This is a genomic window from Kitasatospora sp. NPDC057223 (assembly GCF_042669755.1).
GTDB lineage: Bacteria > Actinomycetota > Actinomycetes > Streptomycetales > Streptomycetaceae > Kitasatospora.
The window spans coordinates 1-21,559 of record NZ_JBHUWW010000145.1; the positions used below are offsets into that span (position 1 = coordinate 1).

A 21,559-nucleotide genomic window follows, 5' to 3' on the forward strand; every position below is an offset into this window, starting at 1 on the left:
GCCTGCGGCCTGCCGTCAGCGCCGATGCCGCCCCGGGTCAGCGGGCGAGGGAGACGGCGAAGGGCCGGAAGCCGTGCCGGCGCAGCAGGTGCGGGGCCACCAGGATCATGGCCTCGGTGGCGCGGGCCGTGGTGACGCCGCCGAGGTCCTCGATCCATCCGGGCTGCCAGCCCAGGTCGGTGAGCAGGCCGGTGACGGTCGTCTTCGCGTGTTCGTCGTCGCCCGAGAGGTAGACGGTCGGCGGGACGGCCAGGGTTCCGGGGGCGGTCATGACCGTGAACAGCATGGTGTTGAGGGTCTTGACCACCTGGGTGTCGGGGAGCGCGGCCTGCAGCTTCTCGGCGAGGCTGCTGCCGGGGTAGCAGAGGTCGCCGGGCAGGCCGTCATCGGCGTCCCGGGTGGCGTTGGAGACATCGACGAGGACCTTGCCGGCGAGCTCGGTGCGCAGGCCGGCCAGGCGGTCCAGAGAGCTGTCGCCGGGCGTCGCGTTGATCACGATGTCCGTGGTGCGGGCGGTGGTGCGCTGGTCGGCGAAGGTGATCCGCGGAGTGGCCCCGGGGGCCGCCGCGGTGTCGTCCGTCGGGCTGCGGCGGCCGAGGACGACGTGGTGTCCGGCGGCGGCGAGCTTGTCGGCGAGGTTGGTGCCGACGCGGCCCGCGCCCAGGATGCCGATGCTGGTCATGAGTGGTGCTCCTTGCGGTGTCGGGTGGGAAGGGCGGAGGTGCCCGGTCAGGCGATCGACGACAGGACCTTGAGGGCAGCGGTGTGCACGCCGGGCGCGGCGGCCAGGAAGTCGCGGCTCCGCGTGCTCCACGGCTCGCCCGCCAGGTCGGTGACGATGCCTCCGGCCTCGGAGACCAGCAGCGCGCCGGCGACCAGACCGGAGCGGACGTCGGAGAACTGCCAGAACGCGTCCATGCGTCCGGCCGCGACGTGGATGAGCTGCATGGTGGCGGGCACGGACACGCGCACGACCAGGCCGTTGACGAGCATGGCCGTGACCGAGCCGCCGATCCGCCGGAGGGTGCGCTCGTCCTCGCCGGGCCTGGCCTGGCCCGTACCGACGAGCGAGGCGCCCAGGTCGGTCTTGGCGGAGACCTTCAGGGGCCGGTCGTTGAGGCGGGCACCGCCGCCCGCGACGGCGGTGTAGGTGTCGCCGGTCAGGGGCAGGTGGACGACGGTGAGCACCGGCTGGTTGTCGCGGACCAGGGTGGCGGTGACGGCCCAGTCCTCCATGCCGTGAACGTGGTTGATGTTGCCCTCGGCGGGGTCGACGACCCACCACTCCCCGGGCGGGAGCGCGCCGCCGGCCAGCTCGTCCTCGGCCCACATCGATCCCCGCCGGGCCTGCAGCAGCGGCTCGCGCAGCACGTCCAGCACCGCTTCGTCGTTGGCGTGGATCTCCGCGACGACCTCGTCCAGACTCACGCCCCGGGCGTGCGCGGTGTAGCGGTCCCGCAGCGTGAGACCGGCCGTCTCGACGATGGCGGTGACCTCGGACAGCAGGGTCGTGTCGGCGGCGAAAGGCATGGCTGTGCTCATGTCGGGCTCCTCGGTTCGATGGGTGCGGCGGTTCGTCTCTCGCCCGCACTCCGAAGGTATGACCCTCGACCGTTAACAACAAGTGCATGCTTTTCACTCGTAGAGTTACTCTCATGCAACTGGATCTGAACCTGCTCACCGCCCTGGACGCACTGCTGGAAGAAGGCAGTGTCGCGGGCGCCGCAGCACGCCTCCACGTCACCGCACCGGCGATGAGCCGCTCCCTCGGCCGCATCCGCAAGGCCACCAACGACCAGATCCTGGTCCGCACCGGCCGCAGCATGGTCCCCACCACCCGTGCACTCGCCATGCGCGCCGAGGTCCACGCCCTCGTGCAGCAGGCCCACCACCTGCTGTCCACGCAGCAGGAACTCGATCTGGCGACCCTGGACCGGGTGTTCACCGTGCGCTGGCACGACGCCCTGACCGCCGCCTGCGGCAGCGCCCTGATCACCGCCGTCCACCACCAGGCCCCCGGCGTCCGGCTGCGCCTGACCGCCGAACCCGGCACGAACACCCCCGAGCTGCGCCGGGGAGAGGTCGACCTCGAATCCAGCACCAGCCGTCCGGCGCTTGCCGACATCAGCCACCGCCTCGTCGGCACGGACCGGCTGGTCATCGCCGTCCGACCGGGTCACCCCCTGACCAGGGGCCCGCTGAGCCCCGAAGGTTACGCGGCCGCCGAACACCTCACCGTGTCGAGGCGCGGAAGCCTGCGCGACCCGATCGACGACGCCCTGACCACCCACGGCCTCGAACGGCGGGTCGTCGCCGCCGGGCCCACCGCCGCCGTCGCCCTGCAACTCGCCCGCGACACCGACCTGGTCGTCGCCCTCCCCGACGCGGTCACCCGCGCAGCCCGGGAACAACTCGGCCTGGCCACACTGCCGCCGCCGCTCCCGCTGCCCGACGTCCCCCTGTACCTGCTGTGGCACCAGCGATACGACGACGACCGCGCCCACACCTGGCTGCGCGAGACGGCCACCGAGACCGTCCGGGCGCTGTTCGCATCACCGAACGCCTAGGGCTGGTGGGCGAGTTCGGCTAGCGGCCCCTGGGACGGGCCGCCGTCCGGTTGGTCTCCGAGCGCTCAGGGCCCCGGCACCGACGTGCTCGGTCCACGCCGCCGACGCCGCCGACGCCGGGAGACGCATGCGCACGACGCCCGGCCGGGAGTCCCGGCCGGGCGCCTGCGTGAGCTGCCCGCGGTTCGATCGAGCCGATCGTGTACGCCGTCACTCCTCGGGGTACTGCGGGGAGGGGCGGGCCCGGGGCGTGGAGGGTCAGTTCTTCTTGAAGACGGTCACGGCCAGGGGTCCGCTGGTGGTGTCGCTGCTGCTGGTGGCGCCGTTGGTGTCGAGGACCTTGGTCCAGGTGCCCGCCGGCAGAGCGGGGCTCTGGGTGCTGTTGGTGGGGTTGAAGACCACGACGGTGTCGTAGGCGGTGGGGGCGGCCGGGTTGGAACTGATCCTGGTGGTGATCACGGAGCCGCTGTTCTGGCTGCTGAGCTGGTTGTTGACGGCGTCCCAGCTGGTCAGGCGCAGGGCAGGGGTCGACTTCCGCAGGGCGATGGCGTCCTTGTAGTACTTGAAGGTGGCGGCGTTCGCGGCCTTGTCGCCCCAGTGGACGGCGTTGACGTCGTCGCCGGAGTTGTAGGAGTTCTTGGCGCTCTCGTAGTTGCCGCCGACGACCTTGGTGCGCAGGAACTCGTCGCCCTCGGTGATGAAGGGGACGCCCTGGGAGGTGAGGACCATGCCGGTGGCGAAGCGGTCGATCTGGCCGGCCCGGCCGGTGGCGCCGCCGCCGGCGCCGGAGTAGGTGATCTTGTCCCAGAGGCTGAGGTCGTCGTGCACGGAGACGTAGTTGACGCTCTGCTCGGGGTCGTAGGCGAACGCCGGGTTCCAGGGGTCGGACAGGGCGTTGGTGCTCTTGGTGGCGAGCAGCGATCCGCGCAGCCCGCGGATGACGGCGGAGGGGTCGCCGCCGCCGTTCATGTAGTTCATGACGTTGTCCTGGGTACCGCCCTTGATCGCGTCACGGTAGGCGCCGTTGAACACGCCGACGTGAGCGGCCGCGAGGGTGGGGACGGTCCCGTAGCGGGCCTTCTGGGCCTCGCCCGGGTCGTTGACGCCGCCGCTCCACGGCTCGCCGTAGATCTGCAGCTGCCGGTCCGGGTAGGTGGCGTTGAGGTAGCTGCCCCAGTCGGCGACGTTGGCGGCGTAGTGGACGCCGAGGAGGTCGAAGCGGAAGCCGTCGACGTTGTAGTCCTTGACCCAGTGCTCCAGTGAGTCGCGGATCATGCGGCTGACCATCGGGTTGCCGTCGTCGATCGAGTTGCCGGTGCCGGAGAGGTCGGTGCTGTTGTAGTACTTGCCGGTGATGCCGTCGAACACGCCCTTGCCGGCGGTGTGGTTGTAGACGACGTCCATGATCACGCGGATGCCGGCCTTGTGGAACTCGTTGACCATGTCCTGGTACTCGCGGATGCGGCCCTCGGGCGAGGTCGCCTGGGAGAACTGCTCCTCGGGGACGTTGTAGTTCAGCGGGTCGTAGCCCCAGTTCGGCACGGTGGAGTTGAAGTCGAAGGAGGGCATGATCTGGACGTCGGTGACGCCCAGCTCCTTGAGGTGGTCGATGCCCGTCCTCACGCCGTTGTACGTCGTCCCGCCCTGGACGAGGCCGAGGAACTTGCCGCGCTTGGCCGCGTCGACGCCGGAGGTCGGGTCGATGGTGAAGTCGCGGACGTCGAGCTCGTAGACGACGGAGTCCTCGCGGTTGGCGCGCGCCGGGCGGGTGGCCCAGCCGCCGGTGGGCTGGACGGCGCCGGATCCGATGACGACGCCCTGGGTGGTGCCGGGGTTCACCATCTGCGCGTAGGGGTCGCGGACGTCGTTGCCGCGGATCTTGAACTGGTAGGTCTGGTTCCTCAGGTCGCCGCTGACGACGGTCTGGTAGACGCCGGTGTAGCCGTTGAGGGTGACCGGGATCATCGGGTACGTCGTGCCGCCGACGGCCACCTTGACGTCGGAGCTGTCCGGCGACCAGATGCGGAACGTCGTCGCGGCGCCGGTGTGGAGCGCGCCGAGGGTGTTGGCGGCGGTCGGGCCGGTCGGCGTCGCCGTCGGGGACGGGCTCGGGGAGGCGCTCGGGCTGGGCGTGGTGCCGGTGCCCGACTGGACGGTCAGCACGTGGGTGCCGATGTTCCAGCTGAAGGTGGTGGTGGCACCGGCGGCCGGGACGGTGAAGCCGATGTTCGCGCCGCCGGCGGTCCCGTTCTGCCCGTAGTTCTCCGTCCAGGACTTGTCGAGGGCCGCCTTGACCTGCCAGGTGCCGGCGGGGATGGCGGTGGTGCTGAAGGTGTAGGTGCCGTCGCCGTCGGTGTCGTCCATCGAGGACGTCAGGCAGTCCGGTGCCCAGTCGCCGGGGCAGCCAATCTCGGACTGGAAGTCGCCGGCGGCGGTGACGACGCGGCTGTTGGCGTTGTCGGTGATGGAGTGCGTGGCCGGGTCGTAGACGAAGGTGACGGCCTTGCCGCCGGCGGGGACGGTCAGGGTGATGTCGGCGCCGCCGGCCGCGCCCTGGGCGCCGTAGTTCTCGGTCCAGCTCTTGTTGATCGCGGCCTTGTAGGCCCAGGTTCCGGCGGGGAGGTTGAGGGTGACGGACCACTTGCCGTCGGCGCGCTGGGTGAGCTGCGCCTGGGCGCAGTCGGGGGCCCAGTCACCGGAGCAGCCGATCTCGCTGTTGAACGTGCCGGGCACGGACACGGCGGTGGGGGACGCGGCGCTGGCGGTGCTCTGCAGGAAGGGGACGAGGCTCAGGGCGAGGGCGGCGGTGACGGTGGACGCGGCGGCGGCTGCTGCCGTGCGCCGCCGGGAGTGCCGGGGGGCGTGGTGCATGGGGGTCTCCTGTGGCTGTGCTGTGTCTGCGGCGGGTGGGCCGTCCGGCGTGGACGGGGTGGAGCAGCAGAACTCCGGTCTGTCGCCCTTGCCGCACTGGGCGGCGTCCGGCCGTGCGGGGCTTGCACGGCCGGGTGGGCGGTCGGGTGGGGGGAGGAGGAGCACGCGGCGGCCTTCGGGCGGATTCGCCCAGGTCAGGATGGTCGCGGTGGTGCGCAGTTCCGCAGCGGCCCAGCGGCCTCGGGTGGGGCCGCACCATCGCTGGTCGGTTGCTAACTCATGTTAATAATGCGTAAATGACAGTCGGGTCAAGACTCCGGACAGAAATCCGCTGCCTCCGGAGGCGCCCGGCGGGCCCGGCGGCCACCCTGACGGTCGCCGGGCCCGCTCCCGGACCCGCACCATGTCGCAGTGTTAGTAACGTGCGTTATCGTTTGATGACACAGACGAGACAGGGGAACCCATGCCGGCGAAGGCGCCAGGAACTGCCCCGCCCTCCGGGCGCGGGCGGCCCACCTCCAGTGACGTGGCGAAGGTGGCGGGGGTCTCCCGCTCGGCGGTCTCCTTCGCCTTCAACAGTCCGGAGCGGCTCTCCCAGAGCACCCGGGAGCGGATCCTGGCAGCCGCCAAGGAGATCGGGTACTCCCCCAACACGCTGGCGCGGATGCTCCAGGCCGGCCAGACCCAGTCACTGGGCGTCCTGCTGCCGCAGAACCTCGCCAAGATCATGGAGAACCCGTACTACGCGCGGTTCCTCACCGGCGTGGGCCAGGTCTGCGACGAGCAGGGCTACACGCTGCTGCTGACGCCGCCGCTGCGGGACTCCATGCTGAAGGCCATCCCGTACGCCGCCGTCGACGGCTTCATCGTCTGCGGCCTGGAGCACGACCGCGGCGAGGTGGCCGACCTGCAGCGCCGGGGCATCCCGTTCGTCCTGGTGGACAGCAGCCCCTGGGCGGACGTGCCGAGCGTGGACGTCGACGACCAGAGCGGGGCGCGCGAGGTCACCCGCCACATCCTCGAACTGGGCCACCGCCGGATCGCGTTGCTGTCCATCGACCCGGGCCCCGAGCGGGCCGAGCGCGGGTACCGGGGGCCGCTGGCCCGGCGGATGGACGGCGTCGCCGAGGCGCTCGCCGAGGCCGGCCTCACCCTCGCGGACATCACCCTCGCCGAAGTGCCCTGCACCCGCGCCGAGGGGTTCCGCGCCGCCAAGGCGCTGATGGCGGAGAAGGCGCCGACCGCGGTCATCGCCCTGTCCGACATCCTCGCCTTCGGCGCCATCGACGCCCTGCACGACCTCGGGCTGAGCGTTCCCGGCGACGTCACCGTCACGGGCTTCGACGACCTGCCGGAGTCGGCGTGGCTGCGGCCGCGCCTGACCAGTGTCCGCCAGGCCATCGCCGCCAAGGGCCGCACCGCCGCCGACTTCCTCATCTCCGCCATCCGGGGCGAGGACCAGCACCCGCACCAGCTGCTCGGCACCAGCCTCATCGTGCGCGACTCCAGCGCCCGCGTCCCTTCGCAGGTGATCTGACCTGCGCGCCTGATCCCTCGCCGCCCCCTCGCCGCCCCCTCGCCCACCCGGGCCAGGGGGCGGCGGCCGTTCAGGGCCGCGTCCCTCCGGCCCCCGCGCCGCCCTCGTGCCCCGCTCCCGAGCTGCGTCACCGCGTTACATAAACGTTAGCTAACTCCTGTTAATAGCCTGCTAACGTCTGGGACATCACCTCGCAGTACCGCGGGACCCTCACTCCGCCGGAATCCGGGCAGCACCTGCCCGTCGTGACCGGAGGAGCCCCGCCCGCGACCCGGCCCCGCACACCGCACGGGACCACCGGCTCGCCAGCAGACCGATACCCGGGCCGGCCCTCCGCCGGCCCCGGCCCCCACCCGGAATCTCCCCTCCACCTAGGAGTTCACCATGCGTCGTGGCATCGCGGCAGTCGCCCTCGCGGCTGCGTTCACCGTCTCTGCGAGTGCCTGCGGCTCGGGCGGCGGATCGGGCTCCGCCGCCTCCGGCCCGGTCACCATCACCTGGTGGGACACCTCGGACGCCACCAACGAGGCCCCGGTCTTCAAGGCCCTGGCCGCCGACTTCGAGAAGGCCAACCCGGACGTCAAGGTCACCTACGTCAACGTCCCCTTCGCCGACGCCCAGAGCAAGTTCCAGACCGCCGCGGGCAGCAAGGGCGCCCCCGACGTCCTGCGCGCCGACGTCGGCTGGACGGCCGGCTTCGCCCAGTCGGGCTTCCTCGCCCCGCTGGACGCCACCGCCGCGGCCACCGACGCCGCCGCCTTCCAGCCCAGCCTCGTCCAGCAGGCCAAGTACGACGGCAAGCTCTACGGCGTCCCCCAGGTCACCGACACCCTGGCCCTGATGTACAACAAGGACCTCTTCGCGAAGGCCGGCATCACCGCCGCCCCGAAGACCTGGGACGAGCTGAAGGCCGACGCCGCCCTGGTCAAGGAGAAGACCGGCGTCGACGGCTTCGCGTTCAACCCCCAGGGCTACTACGCCATGCCGTTCCTCTACGGCGAGGGCACCGACATGCTCGACACCGCCGCGAAGAAGATCACCGTGAACTCGCCGGCCGCCGCCAAGGGCATCGACACCCTCAAGGCCCTGGTCGCCTCCCCCGGCATGGCGAAGCTGGACACCACCAGCAACGGCTACGCCAACATCATGGACGCCTTCGACAACGGCAAGGTCGCCGCCATCATCCAGGGCCCCTGGGAGAACGCCAACGTCCTCAAGGGCGCCGCGTTCACGGACAAGGCCAACCTCGGCATCGCCACCGTCCCGGCCGGCTCGACCGGCAAGTCCGGCGCCCCGCTCGGCGGCCACAACCTCGTCGCCTACGCCGGCTCCGACGCCGCCCACCTGGCCGCCGCGCAGAAGTTCATCGCCTTCATGACCTCCGCCCAGACCCAGACCACCACCGCGGCCAAGAACGGCACCCTGCCCACCCGCGGCGACGCCTACACCGCCGAGGTCAACGCCAACCCCGGCATCGCCGGCTACCAGACCGTCCTGCCCTCCGGCCGGCCGCGCCCGCCCGTCGCCCAGTACTCCTCCCTCTACGACCCGCTGGGCACCGATCTGATCAAGATCCTCTCCGGCCAGGAGAGCACCCAGGCCGGCCTCGACAACGTCGCGGCGGCCGCCAGGAAGCTGCTCCCGGACTACGCCGCGCAGTGACCCGCACCCCGGCCGGGCGCCAGCGGGCGCCCGGCCGGGACCGCCCCGCTGCCCGTTCTTCCTCCCGCCCCCGAGGTGCCAGATGACGACCGTCGTCCAGGGCGACGCCGCCCGCAAGAACCGCCGTGACCAGCCCCGCCGAAGTCTCCCCAGCCGCATCCGGCACTCCTACGACCGCTACTGGTACGCGTGGGCGATGTGCCTGCCGGTCGTCCTGGTCCTGGGGGCGATCGTCGGCTACCCCCTCGTCCAGGGGATCTACCTCAGCTTCACCGACGCCACCAGCCAGAACGTCGGGCGCACCATCGGGGCCAACCACATCCCCGACACCTACAGCTGGGTCGGCCTCAGGAACTACGCCGACATCCTGACCGGCGCCAACAACCAGTTCTGGCCCCACCTGGTGTGGACGATCGCGTGGACGGTCGCCTGCGTCGCCATCACGTACGCCCTCGGGCTGGCCCTCGCCATCGTGCTCAACCGCGACATGCGCGCCCGCGGTTTCTACCGGATGCTGCTGATCCTGCCCTGGGCCGTGCCCACCTTCGTCACCATCTTCGCCTGGCGCCTCATCCTCGCCGACGACGGCGCCGTCAACCAGCTCCTCGACCTGGTGGGCGTCACCGGCCCGTCCTGGCTGAGCGACCCGCTCGCGCAGAAGGCCGCCGCGATCGGCGTCAACATCTGGTGCGGGTTCCCCTTCATCATGATCTCCCTGCTCGGCGGCCTGCAGGCCATCCCGAAGGAGCTCCACGAGGCCGCCGAGATGGACGGCGCCACTCCCTGGCAGCGCTTCGTCAACGTCACGCTGCCCGGCCTGCGACCGGTCAGCAGCACCGTGATCCTGCTCGGCGTCATCTGGACGTTCAACCAGTTCAACGTGATCTTCCTGCTGTTCGGCACCAACAGCGACAGCGTCCAGATCCTCGTGACCTACGCCTACAAGCTCTTCTTCGGCCAGCAGCCCCAGGACTACGCCTCCTCGGCAGCCGTCGGCATCCTCTGCCTGTCCCTGCTCGTGGTCTTCACGAGCGTCTACCGCCGCTGGCTCAAGCGCAACGACGAGGGGGTCCTCTCATGACCACCGCAGCCACGCCCACCGCACCCCCGACCGTCGCCGCACCCCCGGACACCTCCGGGCCGCGCACGCGCCGCCGGCGCAGGGCCACCTCGTCGGTCAGCCTGCACGGCGGCCTCAGCGTGATGGCGTTCGTCGCCGCGTTCCCGGTCCTGTGGATCGCCTACATCTCGCTCGGCGCCGACAAGTTCGACTACCAGCACCCCGGCCGTATCCTCGACCACCCGTCGCTGTCCAACTACGGCCACGTCCTGACCGAGACCAACTTCGGCACCTGGATGCTGAACTCGGTCGTCGTCGCGCTCGGCACCACCGTGATCGGCGTCCTCATCGCGGCCAGTGCGGGCTACGCCGTCTCCCGGATGCGCTTCCTCGGGCGCGGCACGCTGATGTACACCTTCCTGCTCACCCAGATGTTCCCCGTCGCCGTCCTGATGGTGCCGCTCTACAAGATCATGGCGAACCTGGGCCTGCTCGACACCTACAGCGGCCTGATCCTGATCTACTGCTCCACCGCGGTGCCGTACTGCGCCTGGCTGCTCAAGGGCTACTTCGACACCATCCCCGTCGACATCGACGAGGCCGGACGCATCGACGGCCTCAGCCCCTTCGGCACCTTCTGGCGCCTCGTCCTGCCGCTCGCCCGCCCCGGCCTGTCGGTGGCCGCGTTCTACACCTTCATCACCGCCTGGGGCGAAGTCGCCTACGCCTCGCACTTCATGCTCTCCGAGGACAAGTACACCCTCGCCGTGGGCCTGCAGACCTACGTCAGCCAGTTCAACTCCCAGTGGAACTTCATGGCCGCCACCTCCGTGCTGATCGCCATCCCCGCCGCCCTGGTCTTCTACGTCGTCCAGAAGCACCTGGTGGCCGGCATGACCGCCGGCAGCACCAAGGGCTGACCCGGTACCGCACAAACCGTGGGCGGCCGGCCCGGCCCGCCCACGGACCATCACTCCCCGTAATCGCGGCAACACCCGCCGCCGTCGTCGTGAGGACCCCATGACCCAGCATCTCGCCACAACCGACCGGCCCGCCGACGCCCCCGCCGACGCCGCGCGCAGAGCCGACTGGTGGCGCGACGCGGTGATCTACCAGGTGTACCCCCGCAGTTTCGCCGACGCGAACGGCGACGGCATGGGAGACCTGCCCGGCATCCGCTCGCGCCTGCCCTACCTGCGCGACCTCGGCGTCGACGCCGTCTGGCTCTCCCCGTTCTACGCCTCCCCGCAGGCCGACGCCGGCTACGACGTCGCCGACTACCGCGCGGTGGACCCGATGTTCGGCACCCTCGCCGACGCCGACCATTTGATAGCCGACGCCCACGGCCTGGGCCTGCGCATCATCGTCGACCTGGTCCCCAACCACTCCTCGGAGCAGCACGAGTGGTTCCAGCAGGCCCTGCGCGAGGGCCCGGCCTCCCCGCTGCGCGAGCGCTACCACTTCCGTCCCGGCAAGGGCGGGAGCGGCGAGGAGCCGCCCAACGACTGGGAATCCGTCTTCGGCGGCCCGGCCTGGACCCGTACCGTCGACCCGGACGGGACCCCCGGCGACTGGTACCTGCACCTGTTCGCCCCCGAGCAGCCGGACTTCAACTGGGAACACCCCGCCGTCCGCGAGGAGTTCCACGCCGTCCTGCGGTTCTGGCTCGACCGGGGCGTCGACGGCTTCCGTATCGACGTCGCCCACGGCCTGGTCAAGGCGGCCGGCCTGCCCGACCTCGGTGTCCACGACCCGATGAAGCTGCTCGGCACCGGCGCCACCCCCTGCTTCGACCAGGACGGCGTCCACGAGATCTACCGCACCTGGCGCACCATCTTCGACGAGTACCCGGGTGAACGGATCGGCGTCGCCGAGGCGTGGACCCCCACCGCCCGGCGCACCGCCAACTACGTGCGCCCCGACGAGCTGCACCAGGCCTTCAACTTCCAGTACCTGGCCAGCTCCTGGCAGGCCGGTGCGCTGCGGCAGGTCATCGACGAGTCGCTGGAGGCGATGCGCCCCGTCGGCGCACCCACCACCTGGGTGCTGTCCAACCACGACGTCACCCGGCACGCCACCCGCTTCGCCAACGAGCCGGGCCTCGGCACCCAGATCCGCCTCGCCGGCGACCGGGAGCTCGGCCTGCGCCGCGCCCGCGCCGCCTCCCTGCTGATGCTGGCCCTGCCCGGCTCCGCCTACGTCTACCAGGGCGAGGAGCTCGGCCTGCCCGACGTCACCGACCTGCCCGACGAGGTCCGCCAGGACCCTTCCTACTTCCGCGCCGCCGGCCAGGACGGCTTCCGCGACGGCTGCCGCGTCCCCATCCCGTGGTCCGGCACCGAGGCCCCGTACGGCTTCGGACCCGACGGCGGCAGCAGCTGGCTGCCGCAGCCCGCCGAGTGGGCGCAGCTCTCCGTCGAGGCGCAGGCCGGCGACCCGGCGTCCACGCTGGAGCTCTACCGCGCGGCCCTCGCCCACCGCCGCGCGCACCCCGCCCTCGGCGGCGCCGACAACCTGACCTGGCTGGACGCCCCCGACGGTGTGCTGTCCTTCGAGCGCACCGGCCCCGACGGCGCCGTCCTGCGGTGCACGGCCAACATCACCGGCCGCCCCGTCACCGTCCCCACCCCCGGCGAACTCGTCCTCGCCAGCGGCCCGTTCACCCTGGACGGCGACCGCAGCGTCCTGCCCGCCGACACCACCGCCTGGTGGACCACCGGCTGATTTCCGACCGCAGTACCCGGCCGCGGCACCCCCATCGCCGCTCCCCCACTTCACCACCCGTCGCGACACGAAGAGGTGCCATGACCCCCCGACCCGTTTCCGCACGCAGATCCCGCCGCGCCCGCCAGGCCGTCGCCACCGCCGTCGTCCTCGCGGCCGCCGGACTGGCCCCCGTCCCCGCGCTCGCCGCCGACCCGGCGACCGCGCCGACCGCACCGACCGCTGTCGCCGTGGCAGGCGACCTCGACCATCTCTTCGGCTGCCCCGGCGACTGGTCCCCCGACTGCGACCAGGCCCAGATGACCCGCCGTACGGACGGCATCTGGTCCCTCTCCGCGCACCTGCCGGGCGGCGCCTACTCCTACAAGGCGGCGCTGGAGAAGAGCTGGGCCGTCAACTACGGCCTGAACGCCGCGCCGGGCGGGGCGAACATCCCGCTCGCCGTCCCGGCCGCCGGCGCCGACGTCACGTTCCTCTACGACCCGGCGACCCACTGGATCACCGACACGCTCAACACCGCCGTGGTCACCGCCGCCGGCGACTTCCTGGACGAGCTAGGCTGCGCCACCGCGGCAACGGACTGCCTGGCAGCCTGGCTCACCGACCCCGACGGCGACGGCCTCGCCACCTTCACCACCACCGCCCTGCCCGCCGGCACCTACCACGCGAAGGCCGCCCTCGGCCTGCCCGCCACCCCCGTGGACGGCACCGACACCACCTTCACCGTCGCGAAGGCCGGCGACGCCACCACCTTCAGCTACACCGCCGCCTCGCGTGTCCTCAGCGTCTACGCCGGACAGCCCAAGCCCAGCCTCGCCCCCCGCTCCGGGTACTGGCTCACCGCCGACACCATCGCCTGGGACCTCGGCGACAACGCCGCCGCCGCGAAGACCTTCCAGCTGGCCACCGCCCCGGACGGCGGCCTCACCGCCGCCGGCACCGGCATCACCGGCGGGACCGCCGTCCCGCTCACCCGTGACCCCAAGGGCCTGCCCGCCGCCCTCAAGGCCAAGTACCCCCACCTCGCGAACCTCACCGCGCTGCGCGTCCCGCGCGAATGGGCCGGCAAGGCCAAGCAGCTCGTCAAGGGCCAGAGCGCCGTCGCCGCGATGGACGCCACCGGCAGCCTCATCGCCGCCACCGGACTGCAGAGCGCCGGCGTCCTGGACGACCTGTACGCCGCCAGGGCCGCCGACGCCGAACTCGGACCCGTCTTCGACGGCAGGAAGCCCACCCTGTCCCTGTGGGCGCCCACCGCACAGTCCGTCACCGTCGAGCTGTACGACACCGCCGACTCCACCGAGGCCCGCACCGTCCCCCTGACCCTCGACGGGTCGACCGGCGTCTGGTCGGTCCAGGGCGACAGGAGCTGGAACGGCAAGTACTACCGCTACCAGGTGAGGGTCTGGGCCCCCAGTGTCCAGCGGACCGTCACCAACACCGTCACCGACCCGTACTCGCTCGCCCTGTCCGCCGACTCCAGGCGCAGCCAGATCATCGACCTCGACGACGCGGCCCTCGCACCGCGCGGCTGGGACGACACCGGGTCGCCGAAGGCGATCAGCAGCGGACAGCAGCAGATCCAGGAGCTCCACATCCGTGACTTCTCCGCCGCCGACACCGCGCTGCCGGAGGCCGAACGCGGCACCTACCTCGCCTTCACCGACCCCGCCTCCGCCGGTATGAAGCACCTGAAGGAGCTCGTCGCCGCCGGTGTCACCACCGTCCAGATCCTGCCCGCCTTCGACTTCGCCGGCACCGCCGAGAAGCGTGCCGACCAGGCCACCCCCGCCTGCGACCTGCCGGGCATGGCCCCGGACTCCGACCAGCAGCAGACCTGCATCACCGGCACCCAGGCCGCCGACGCCTACAACTGGGGCTACAACCCCTTCCACTTCACCGTCCCCGAGGGCTCCTACGCCACCTCGCCCGACGGCGGCGCCCGCACCGTCCAGTTCCGCGAGATGGTCCAGGCCCTCCACCGGGCCGGCCTGCGCGTCGTCATGGACGTCGTCTACAACCACACCGCCGCCGCCGGCCAGGACCCCGACTCCGTCCTCGACCAGGTCGTCCCCGGCTACTACCAGCGCCAGGACGCCCACGGCACCGTCACCCGCGACAGCTGCTGCGCCGACACCGCCCCCGAGAACGCGATGATGAACAAGCTCGTCGTCGACTCCGTGACCACCTGGGCCAAGCAGTACCACGTCGACGGATTCCGCTTCGACCTGATGGGCCTGGACCCCAAGCAGACCATGCTCGACGTCAAGGCCTCGCTCAGCAGGCTCACCGAGCGCCGCGACGGCATCGACGGCAAGGCCACCACCCTGTACGGCGAGGGCTGGAACTACGGCGTGGTCGCCGACGACGTCCGCTTCGTCCAGGCCACCCAGGCGAACATGGCCGGCACCGGCATCGGCACCTTCAACGACCGCCTGCGCGACGGCGTACGCGGCGGCGGCCCCTCCGACCCGGACCCGCGCGAGCAGGGCTTCGCCAGCGGACAGTTCACCAACCCCAACGGCGCTCCCGTCAACGGCACTCCCGACCGGCAGAAGACCGACCTCCTGCACGACATGGACCTCGTGAAGCTCGGACTCACCGGCAACCTCGCCGGCTACACCTTCACCACCAGCGACGGCACCCGCCGCAAGGGCTCGCAGATCGACTACAACGGCGACCCGGCCGGCTACACCGCCGCCCCCGGCGAAGCCGTCACCTACGTCGACGCCCACGACAACCTGGCCCTCTACGACAGCCTCGCCCACAAGCTGCCGGCCGGCACGACCGCCGCGGAGCGCGCCCGCATCCAGTCCCTCGCGCTCGCCACCACCACCCTCGCCCAGGGCCCCAGCATGGTCCAGGCCGGCACCGACCTGCTGCGCTCCAAGTCCCTGGACGGCGACTCCTACGACAGCGGCGACTGGTTCAACGCCATCCACTGGGACTGCACCCAGGGCAACGGCTTCGGCCACGGCCTCCCCCTCGCCACCTCCGGCGGCAACCAGGCCCAGTGGAGCTACGCCAAGCCGCTGCTCGCCAACCCCGCCCTCACCCCCAGCTGCGCCGACACCGCTGCCGCCACCGCCCAGTACCAGCAGTTCCTGAAGATCAAGCGCTCCACCCCCCTGTTCTCCCTCGACACCGCGAAGGCCGTCCAGCAGCGCCTGACCTTCCCCCTCTCCGGCACCGCCGGCGAGACCCCCGGCGTCATCACCGAACACCTCGACGGCCGCGGCCTGGACACCTACAAGTCCGTCACCGTCATCTACAACGCCACCGGCGCGGCCCAGACCCAGAACGTCCCAACCCTGGCCGGCACCCGCCAGAACCTGCACCCCGTGCAGAGGAACGGCACCGACCCCACCGTCAAGCTGTCCCGCTACGACCAGGCCACGGGCACCTTCACCGTCCCCGCCCACACCGTCGCCGTCTTCATCGAGCAGTAACCACCCGGCCCGTCCCTGTCGGCCCGGCAGCGTGCACACCACGCGGCCGGGCCGGCGAGGGAGCACTGCGCCGTATCGTCGACGTGTCAAGACCGTTCGAGTGTTCGGAGGCTGTGTGCGGATCGAGGATCAGGCCGGATGGAGCCATGACTTCCCGGTCAAGTACCTGTTGGGTCAGGTCGATGCCGAACTCGATGTCGAATACTGGGGACGGTGCGCAGCCGTCGAGGGCCTGTTCGTCGATCCGGTGCCGCCGCCGCGTGAGGTCCTGACGATACGAGGGTGCAAGCCCGATGGGCCCTGGGGCGACGTGATCGCCCGGCCCGACGAAGCAACGCGGTCGCTGGGCACGCTGGAAGTCGCGATCTGGGACGAGCGCCAGCCCCAGTTCGCCTGGGACCTCGTGGACGCGGTCGTCCTCACGCACCGGCCCAACGCGGCCGATCCCGGCCTCGTGGACGTCGTCGTGGGGACCGGCGTCATCGAACACGCCGAGGTGTGGTGCGGTGCCGGCCCCGGCACCATGCCGACCCTGCCACGCTACGAGGTCTATGCCGCGAGCCGGCGCGGTGTGCTGACCGGTGAATGTCTCGGGATCGACGGTCTCCTCGTCCCGCGCGCGGCACAGGCAGACATTCCCCTTCAGCTCATCGGGTGCGAACCCGGCGGGCCACTGCTCGCCGCCCTGCGCGACCCGCGGTCATGGACGAAGGAATGGGCCGCTCTGCAGGCGTTGGACCGCACCGGACGGGAGATGGCCCGCCACATGGTCCGCCTGGAGATCACGGATGTCCGTCCGTCCGTACTCGGGGACCCGCTGCTCGACATCACACTCGCCGACGGCGGGGACGACGACCGCCCCCCGCAGGCCGCCCGGCACATCTGGGAGACCTGGTACCGGGGCCACCCAAGCACGCCCAACCAGTGGGCCCCGCTGGACACCCAGGGCCGCACCGAGTGGCTCAACCTGACACGCCGCCATCCAGGCGGACCGGACAGCACCGGCGGAACCCACCACCTCGCGGGGCGCTTCATCACCGATCTACCAGGCCTGTACTGCGCACTGGGCGAGGCACTCATCGGCCCGGGCCTCAACATCGGCCGAGGGTGGGACGACCTCAAAGACTGTCTGAGCGGCCGGCGCGGCATCGTAGGACCCTTCACCCTGGTGTGGCACGACGCCGACATCGCACGCCGGGCACTGGACTTCGTCGACGGCCCCGACCGATCACTCACGTACTTCGACGAAATCCTGCGACTCCTCGAAGGCCACCGCGCAAACGTCGTCCTCAGGTAGAGCAACAGACCGCACCACCACGCCACGTCGGACACCGGGACCGGCCCGGCGTCGGCACAGGCCAACCCCCTGGCAACCGGCACACCGGTCTCCACGTACCGGACTGCCGCCCACCAGCCCCGGACGGGTAGCCCCACCGCATGACCGGGTGGCTGAGCGGTCGGGCCAACGGGTGCGGCGGCGGGTCGTCTCAGGTGCCGCCGGCCGGCCGGCGTTCCGGGGCGGACGGCCAGCGCGGCCCGGTGTGCGGGTCGTTCAGCCAGACGAACTGCTCGTCGGGGCGTACGGTCATCCCGAAGTCGTACGGCGTCGGGCGGTCGTGCTTCTCCCAGGAAAGCCAGGCGCTGTCCAGTTCGTCGGCGAGGCTGCGGGGTCCGCCCTGGTGTACGGCGCCCGGCCCGTCGGCGGAGGCGGACAGGGCGGCCCAGGAGGCAGCGCCGTCGTGCAACCACGCCGATGTGCCGTCTGCATCGACCGCGGTGGTGATCCGGACGTCGGGCAGGGCGACGCGCAGTGCGAAGCGCAGGTTCCAGTCCTCTTGCAGCGGCGCGAGGTTGCGGTGCAGAGGGTAGGAGGCGTCGGCCGGGGTGCCTGCCCGGATCTCCGCGAAGCCGGCACCGCCGCCCGGCTCGCCCCGGTCGGGCATGAACCGGGCCAGGCCCTGCACCCAGCCGACGGCATCCGCGCCGTCTTCGGCCACGTTGAGGGCAACGTGCCCGAGGCGCCCCCACGGGGCGACGATGCGGCCGCCCGGCGCGCACTGCTCGACCCAGGCCCACGGGATCCGCTCGACGGCGTACGTCGCGATCACCCTGTCGAACGGGGCGCCGTCCGGACGCCCCTCCGTGCCGTTGCCGATCTCGGTGGCGACGTCGAGGCCGGCCGCTTTCAGGCGGGTCCGGGCGCCCTCCGCGAGGCCGGGGTCGACCTCGACGGAGCTCACCAGGGCGGGCCCGGCGCGCCACGCGGCCAGGGCGGCGTTCCAGCCCGCACCCGTCCCGAGGTCGAGGACCCGGTGACCGGGCTCCAGCAGCAGGGAGTCCAGCATGTCCACCACCAGGGCCTGCGCCGACAGGCTGCACGTGGGCAGGCCGTCGGTGACCTGCGTGACGGCCGCCGCGTCCTGGTCCCGGTACAGCTCGCCGGCCCACCCGGCGAAGTCCGTCCCCCGGTCCACGGCGAGGTAGGCCTGCCCGTCCCACCGCAACAGCACGTCCGGGGCGAACAGGTCGCGCGGCAGTGCCGCGACCGCCTCACGCAGCCACGGCGAGCGCCCGGGCCACGCCCCGCGCTGGTCCATGGCCTCCGCGAGGCCGTCACGCCACTCCTGAAGACCGGTCACTTCTTGTGCTTTCCGTCGCCGGGCGGCGGGGGCGGTACCTGTCCGTCGGCATTCCCAGGAGGCGGTGACCCGTCGCCCGGCGGTGGCGGCGGCTTCTCGTGCGCACCCATACTGACCCCCTCGTAGGCGGATATCACCGGCCATCCTGCTCGCCCGCACCGCACTCCGGTAGAGGGCGCGGGGCGCGCCCGGGAGCGCGGATGCACATGCGACGCGCCCCTGTGCAGTGCCCTACCGCCACCCTGCTCCTCCCCCGACGAGCGGGGTCCGTCGCACGGTGCGCAGCGGCAGTTCCGTGTTCCGCCCCGGCCGCTCAATGCGAACGCAACGCCCTCGCCCCGGACTCTCGTCCCGAGGCTTCCGGGCGAAGATGGCGCGGCCCCGTGACCGGTACCTTGCTGTTCACGGGCGGCGGGAGGCGCGGCCCCGGCCGGAGGCCGGTCGAACCGGCCGGAGGAGTCCGAAGCATGTTCAGGTACCGGTCGACAACCCTGCTCGCCATCCTCGCCGCGCTCGCAGCCGGCTGCTCGGCCACCGGTACCCGTGCGGAGTCGGCGGCCACCGCCGGCACCCCAGCAGCCGAAAGGAGTTCCGCCTCGGCGACCGGCGTACCCCCCAGACGCGAACTGACCGCCCCGCAGGCCGTCGGCGGCGCCCGCCAGCACACCCGTGAGGGCCTCGCGCAGCGGATGGGCGTGCAGTTGGCATCACTCTTCGCCGACCGCTCGCCCACGGCCGTCGCAGCCGGGTTCGACATCAACGCGCCGTTCTACTTCGCGGGGATCAACAGTCCCGAGCCCTACCCCCAGGATTTGGCGGGGCAGGCAGATCTGGCCCTTCGCGCGGCACCGACGGCCAACTCGGGCACGGGCTCGCTCACCCTCGTCCCCGCCCAGGACTACGCATCGCACGACTCGACGACGGCGTTGCACTGCACAGTGGCGACGTTGCGCGGATCGACCGCCTCGACCGACATCCCGGTGTGCGCCTGGGCGGACGGCTGGACGATCGGCCTCGTCATGGACTTCAGCAGGAAGGTCGAGACGGGCCAGGGCGAGGCCGACCTGCAAGGGGCGGCGGACCTGACCCTCGCGACCCGCACCGCCGCGGCGCGGCCGGCCCCCTGACCCGTGCCTGTGGACGGCTCGGGAGCGAGACGGCCGTGCCGAGGCGACGCCGGCCGGCGACCGTCCTCGGTGATCGCCCGCTACCGCAAGATCGATCCCTGTGTCCGGACGAGTTCGGCCACCTCAACCCGGGACGCCCTCCTGCAGTCGCCGAAGTCGCCCGATCAGCCAACCGAACGGACGGGCCCGTCCAAGAAATGCCAGCACCCTTCGTCGCTGTGTCGGTACGGTCGGTCGATGGTCGATGATGACGGGCATTTCGGAGAACGCGTAGCGGAGCAGTACGACGAGTCCTCGGCTCCCGAGTTCCAGGAGGAGACCGTTGAGCGGACCGTCGACGTCCTCGCAGAACTTGCGGGCGGCGGAAGGGCACTGGAACTCGGGATCGGAACCGGGCGGATCGCTCTGCCGCTCGCCCGGCGCGGCGTCCCGGTCCACGGCATCGAACTGTCGCGGGCGATGGTGGAGCACATGCGCGCCAAGCCCGGAGGCGAGGAGATCGGCGTCTCCATCGGGGATTTCGCCACCGTGAGGGTGGACACGGCGGCCGAGGGGCCCTTCTCCCTCGCGTTCCTCGTCTTCAACACCATCATGAACCTGACGAGCCAGGAGGCCCAGGTCGCCTGCTTCCGCAACGCCGCCGAGCACCTCGCGCCGGGCGGCTGCTTCGTCATCGAGGTGATGGTCCCGGAACTGCGCAGGATCCCGGCCGGGCAGAACATCGTCCCGTTCCGCACCGGCCCCACCAAGTGGGCCTACACCGTCTACAACACGGCGACCCAGGACGCGACCTGCCACTACATCGAGGTCACCGAGGACGGCCGCGGCGAGACCCGAACGATTCCCTTCCGCTACGTCTGGCCCGCGGAGCTGGACCTCATGGCCCAGCTCGCCGGCCTGAGGCTCCGCGACCGCTGGGACGGCTGGACGCGCACACCGTTCACCGAGAACAGCGCGCAGCACGTCTCGGTCTGGGAGAAGCCGATCGGCTGACGCCGCACGCCTCGGAGCCCCGAAGCCGAGCAACAGGGCACTGGGCCGTGGCCGTCATGGTGTGTCGCAGGGCAAGGGTGTGTCGCAGCGCCGGCAGCGGCCACTCCCCCGACGAGGATGGGGCGGACCGACGAAGGAGGCTGCGTTGCAGGCGAGGACTCTGCGGGGGTTCGAGGAACGCGCCGCGGACCGGATGATCTTCTTCTCCGACGCCGTGGTGGCGATCGCCATCACCCTGTTGGCCCTCGAACTGCCGGTACCAGAAGGCCCGACCGTCCCCGCGTTCCGCTCTGCGGTGCACGAGGACCTCGACCACTACCTGGCCTTCCTGATCAGCTTCGCCGTGATCGCCGCCGCCTGGGGCCAGCACAACCGGGTCTTCCGCTACACCGAACGCACCGACGGAAGGCTGCGCACACTCAACGCCTGCTGGCTGCTGACGATCGTGCTCAACCCGTTCGCGACCAAGCTCCTCACCACGGAAGGCGACGACACGGACACCATCGGCCTGCGGTTCGGCTTCTACGCCCTGCTGCAGTGCCTGGCGCACGCGGTGGTGATCGCGATGGAGCGCCGCATGACCTCACGGCGGCTGCGCGGTCCGGACGTCCCGGCGGAGCTGGTCGCGGCCGGGGACCCGGTGCTGTACGGGATGCTGTTCGGCTTCGGGCTGTCCGTCCCGGTCTTCTTCCTCACCCCGTACGCCTGGATCCTGTGGATCGTGGTTCCGAAGGCCGCCAAAGGGCTGCCGCGCAGCAGGCCGCCGGCGTCCGCCGGCGACTGAGCCGGTTACCGCGCCGGTCCGGAGCCGGCCCTGCGGCCCTGAGCCGGGCGCACCACTGACGGACCGTCATCCTCAAGCCGTAGCTGGAGCAGCGAGGACGCGGAACTCCCACCGGCCGGGACGCCGGAAACGCCGCTGCACCGGAC

The 21,559-nt window shown here is 71.5% G+C and carries 15 protein-coding genes; 11 read left to right on the forward strand and 4 right to left on the reverse strand.

Annotated elements, in window-relative coordinates:
* Positions 1–37 precede the first annotated feature (37 nt).
* A complete protein-coding gene (locus tag ACFUK0_RS33960) occupies positions 38–682 on the reverse strand; it encodes an NADPH-dependent F420 reductase (protein ID WP_380256736.1) in 645 nt (214 codons plus the stop codon).
* A gap of 47 nt (positions 683–729) precedes the next feature.
* A complete protein-coding gene (locus ACFUK0_RS33965) occupies positions 730–1,542 on the reverse strand; it encodes an inositol monophosphatase family protein (RefSeq protein ID WP_380256737.1) in 813 nt (270 codons plus the stop codon).
* A 113-nt stretch (positions 1,543–1,655) separates the two neighbouring features.
* Here ACFUK0_RS33965 and ACFUK0_RS33970 point away from each other — a divergent pair, with 113 nt between their 5' ends.
* Positions 1,656–2,567: a LysR family transcriptional regulator gene (locus ACFUK0_RS33970; RefSeq protein WP_380256739.1), complete on the forward strand. Its 912-nt coding sequence runs from the start codon at positions 1,656–1,658 to the stop codon at positions 2,565–2,567.
* Between the two features lie 258 nt (positions 2,568–2,825).
* Here ACFUK0_RS33970 and ACFUK0_RS33975 read toward each other — a convergent pair whose 3' ends face one another.
* The gene (locus tag ACFUK0_RS33975; RefSeq protein ID WP_380256741.1) at positions 2,826–5,438 is read right to left on the reverse strand and encodes an alpha-amylase family glycosyl hydrolase; all 2,613 of its coding nucleotides are present in this window, start codon (positions 5,436–5,438) and stop codon (positions 2,826–2,828) included.
* 526 nt (positions 5,439–5,964) lie between these two features.
* Between ACFUK0_RS33975 and ACFUK0_RS33980 the strand changes: the two genes are divergently transcribed.
* From ACFUK0_RS33980 to ACFUK0_RS34010, 7 genes are all read left to right on the forward strand, one after another.
* Positions 5,965–6,975, forward strand: a complete 1,011-nt coding sequence (locus ACFUK0_RS33980; protein WP_380256744.1) for a LacI family DNA-binding transcriptional regulator — start codon at positions 5,965–5,967, stop codon at positions 6,973–6,975.
* A 384-nt stretch (positions 6,976–7,359) separates the two neighbouring features.
* Positions 7,360–8,637 carry an extracellular solute-binding protein gene (locus ACFUK0_RS33985; protein WP_380256746.1) on the forward strand — a complete coding sequence of 426 codons (1,278 nt, stop codon included), beginning with the start codon at positions 7,360–7,362 and terminating at the stop codon, positions 8,635–8,637.
* An 82-nt stretch (positions 8,638–8,719) separates the two neighbouring features.
* A complete protein-coding gene (locus tag ACFUK0_RS33990) occupies positions 8,720–9,718 on the forward strand; it encodes a carbohydrate ABC transporter permease (RefSeq protein ID WP_380256748.1) in 999 nt (332 codons plus the stop codon).
* The gene (locus ACFUK0_RS33995; protein WP_380256750.1) at positions 9,715–10,617 is read left to right on the forward strand and encodes a sugar ABC transporter permease; all 903 of its coding nucleotides are present in this window, start codon (positions 9,715–9,717) and stop codon (positions 10,615–10,617) included. Before ACFUK0_RS33990 ends, ACFUK0_RS33995 begins: the two co-directional genes overlap by 4 nt.
* A gap of 100 nt (positions 10,618–10,717) precedes the next feature.
* Positions 10,718–12,421, forward strand: coding sequence for a glycoside hydrolase family 13 protein (locus tag ACFUK0_RS34000; protein WP_380256752.1), 1,704 nt, complete (start codon positions 10,718–10,720; stop codon positions 12,419–12,421).
* 80 nt (positions 12,422–12,501) lie between these two features.
* Entirely contained in the window at positions 12,502–15,870 is a 3,369-nt protein-coding gene (gene pulA / locus ACFUK0_RS34005; protein ID WP_380256754.1) for a pullulanase-type alpha-1,6-glucosidase, read from the forward strand.
* A gap of 115 nt (positions 15,871–15,985) precedes the next feature.
* Positions 15,986–17,167, forward strand: coding sequence for a hypothetical protein (locus tag ACFUK0_RS34010; protein ID WP_380256755.1), 1,182 nt, complete (start codon positions 15,986–15,988; stop codon positions 17,165–17,167).
* Positions 17,168–17,357: 190 nt separating this feature from the next.
* Here ACFUK0_RS34010 and ACFUK0_RS34015 read toward each other — a convergent pair whose 3' ends face one another.
* The gene (locus tag ACFUK0_RS34015; RefSeq protein WP_380256757.1) at positions 17,358–18,509 is read right to left on the reverse strand and encodes a methyltransferase domain-containing protein; all 1,152 of its coding nucleotides are present in this window, start codon (positions 18,507–18,509) and stop codon (positions 17,358–17,360) included.
* A 467-nt stretch (positions 18,510–18,976) separates the two neighbouring features.
* Here ACFUK0_RS34015 and ACFUK0_RS34020 point away from each other — a divergent pair, with 467 nt between their 5' ends.
* The 3 genes from ACFUK0_RS34020 (at position 18,977) to ACFUK0_RS34030 (ending at position 21,413) form a co-directional block, all read left to right on the forward strand.
* Positions 18,977–19,636, forward strand: coding sequence for a hypothetical protein (locus tag ACFUK0_RS34020; protein WP_380256759.1), 660 nt, complete (start codon positions 18,977–18,979; stop codon positions 19,634–19,636).
* Between the two features lie 237 nt (positions 19,637–19,873).
* The gene (locus ACFUK0_RS34025; RefSeq protein WP_380256761.1) at positions 19,874–20,629 is read left to right on the forward strand and encodes a class I SAM-dependent DNA methyltransferase; all 756 of its coding nucleotides are present in this window, start codon (positions 19,874–19,876) and stop codon (positions 20,627–20,629) included.
* Positions 20,630–20,774: 145 nt separating this feature from the next.
* A complete protein-coding gene (locus tag ACFUK0_RS34030) occupies positions 20,775–21,413 on the forward strand; it encodes a TMEM175 family protein (protein WP_380256763.1) in 639 nt (212 codons plus the stop codon).
* Positions 21,414–21,559: the final 146 nt, after the last annotated feature.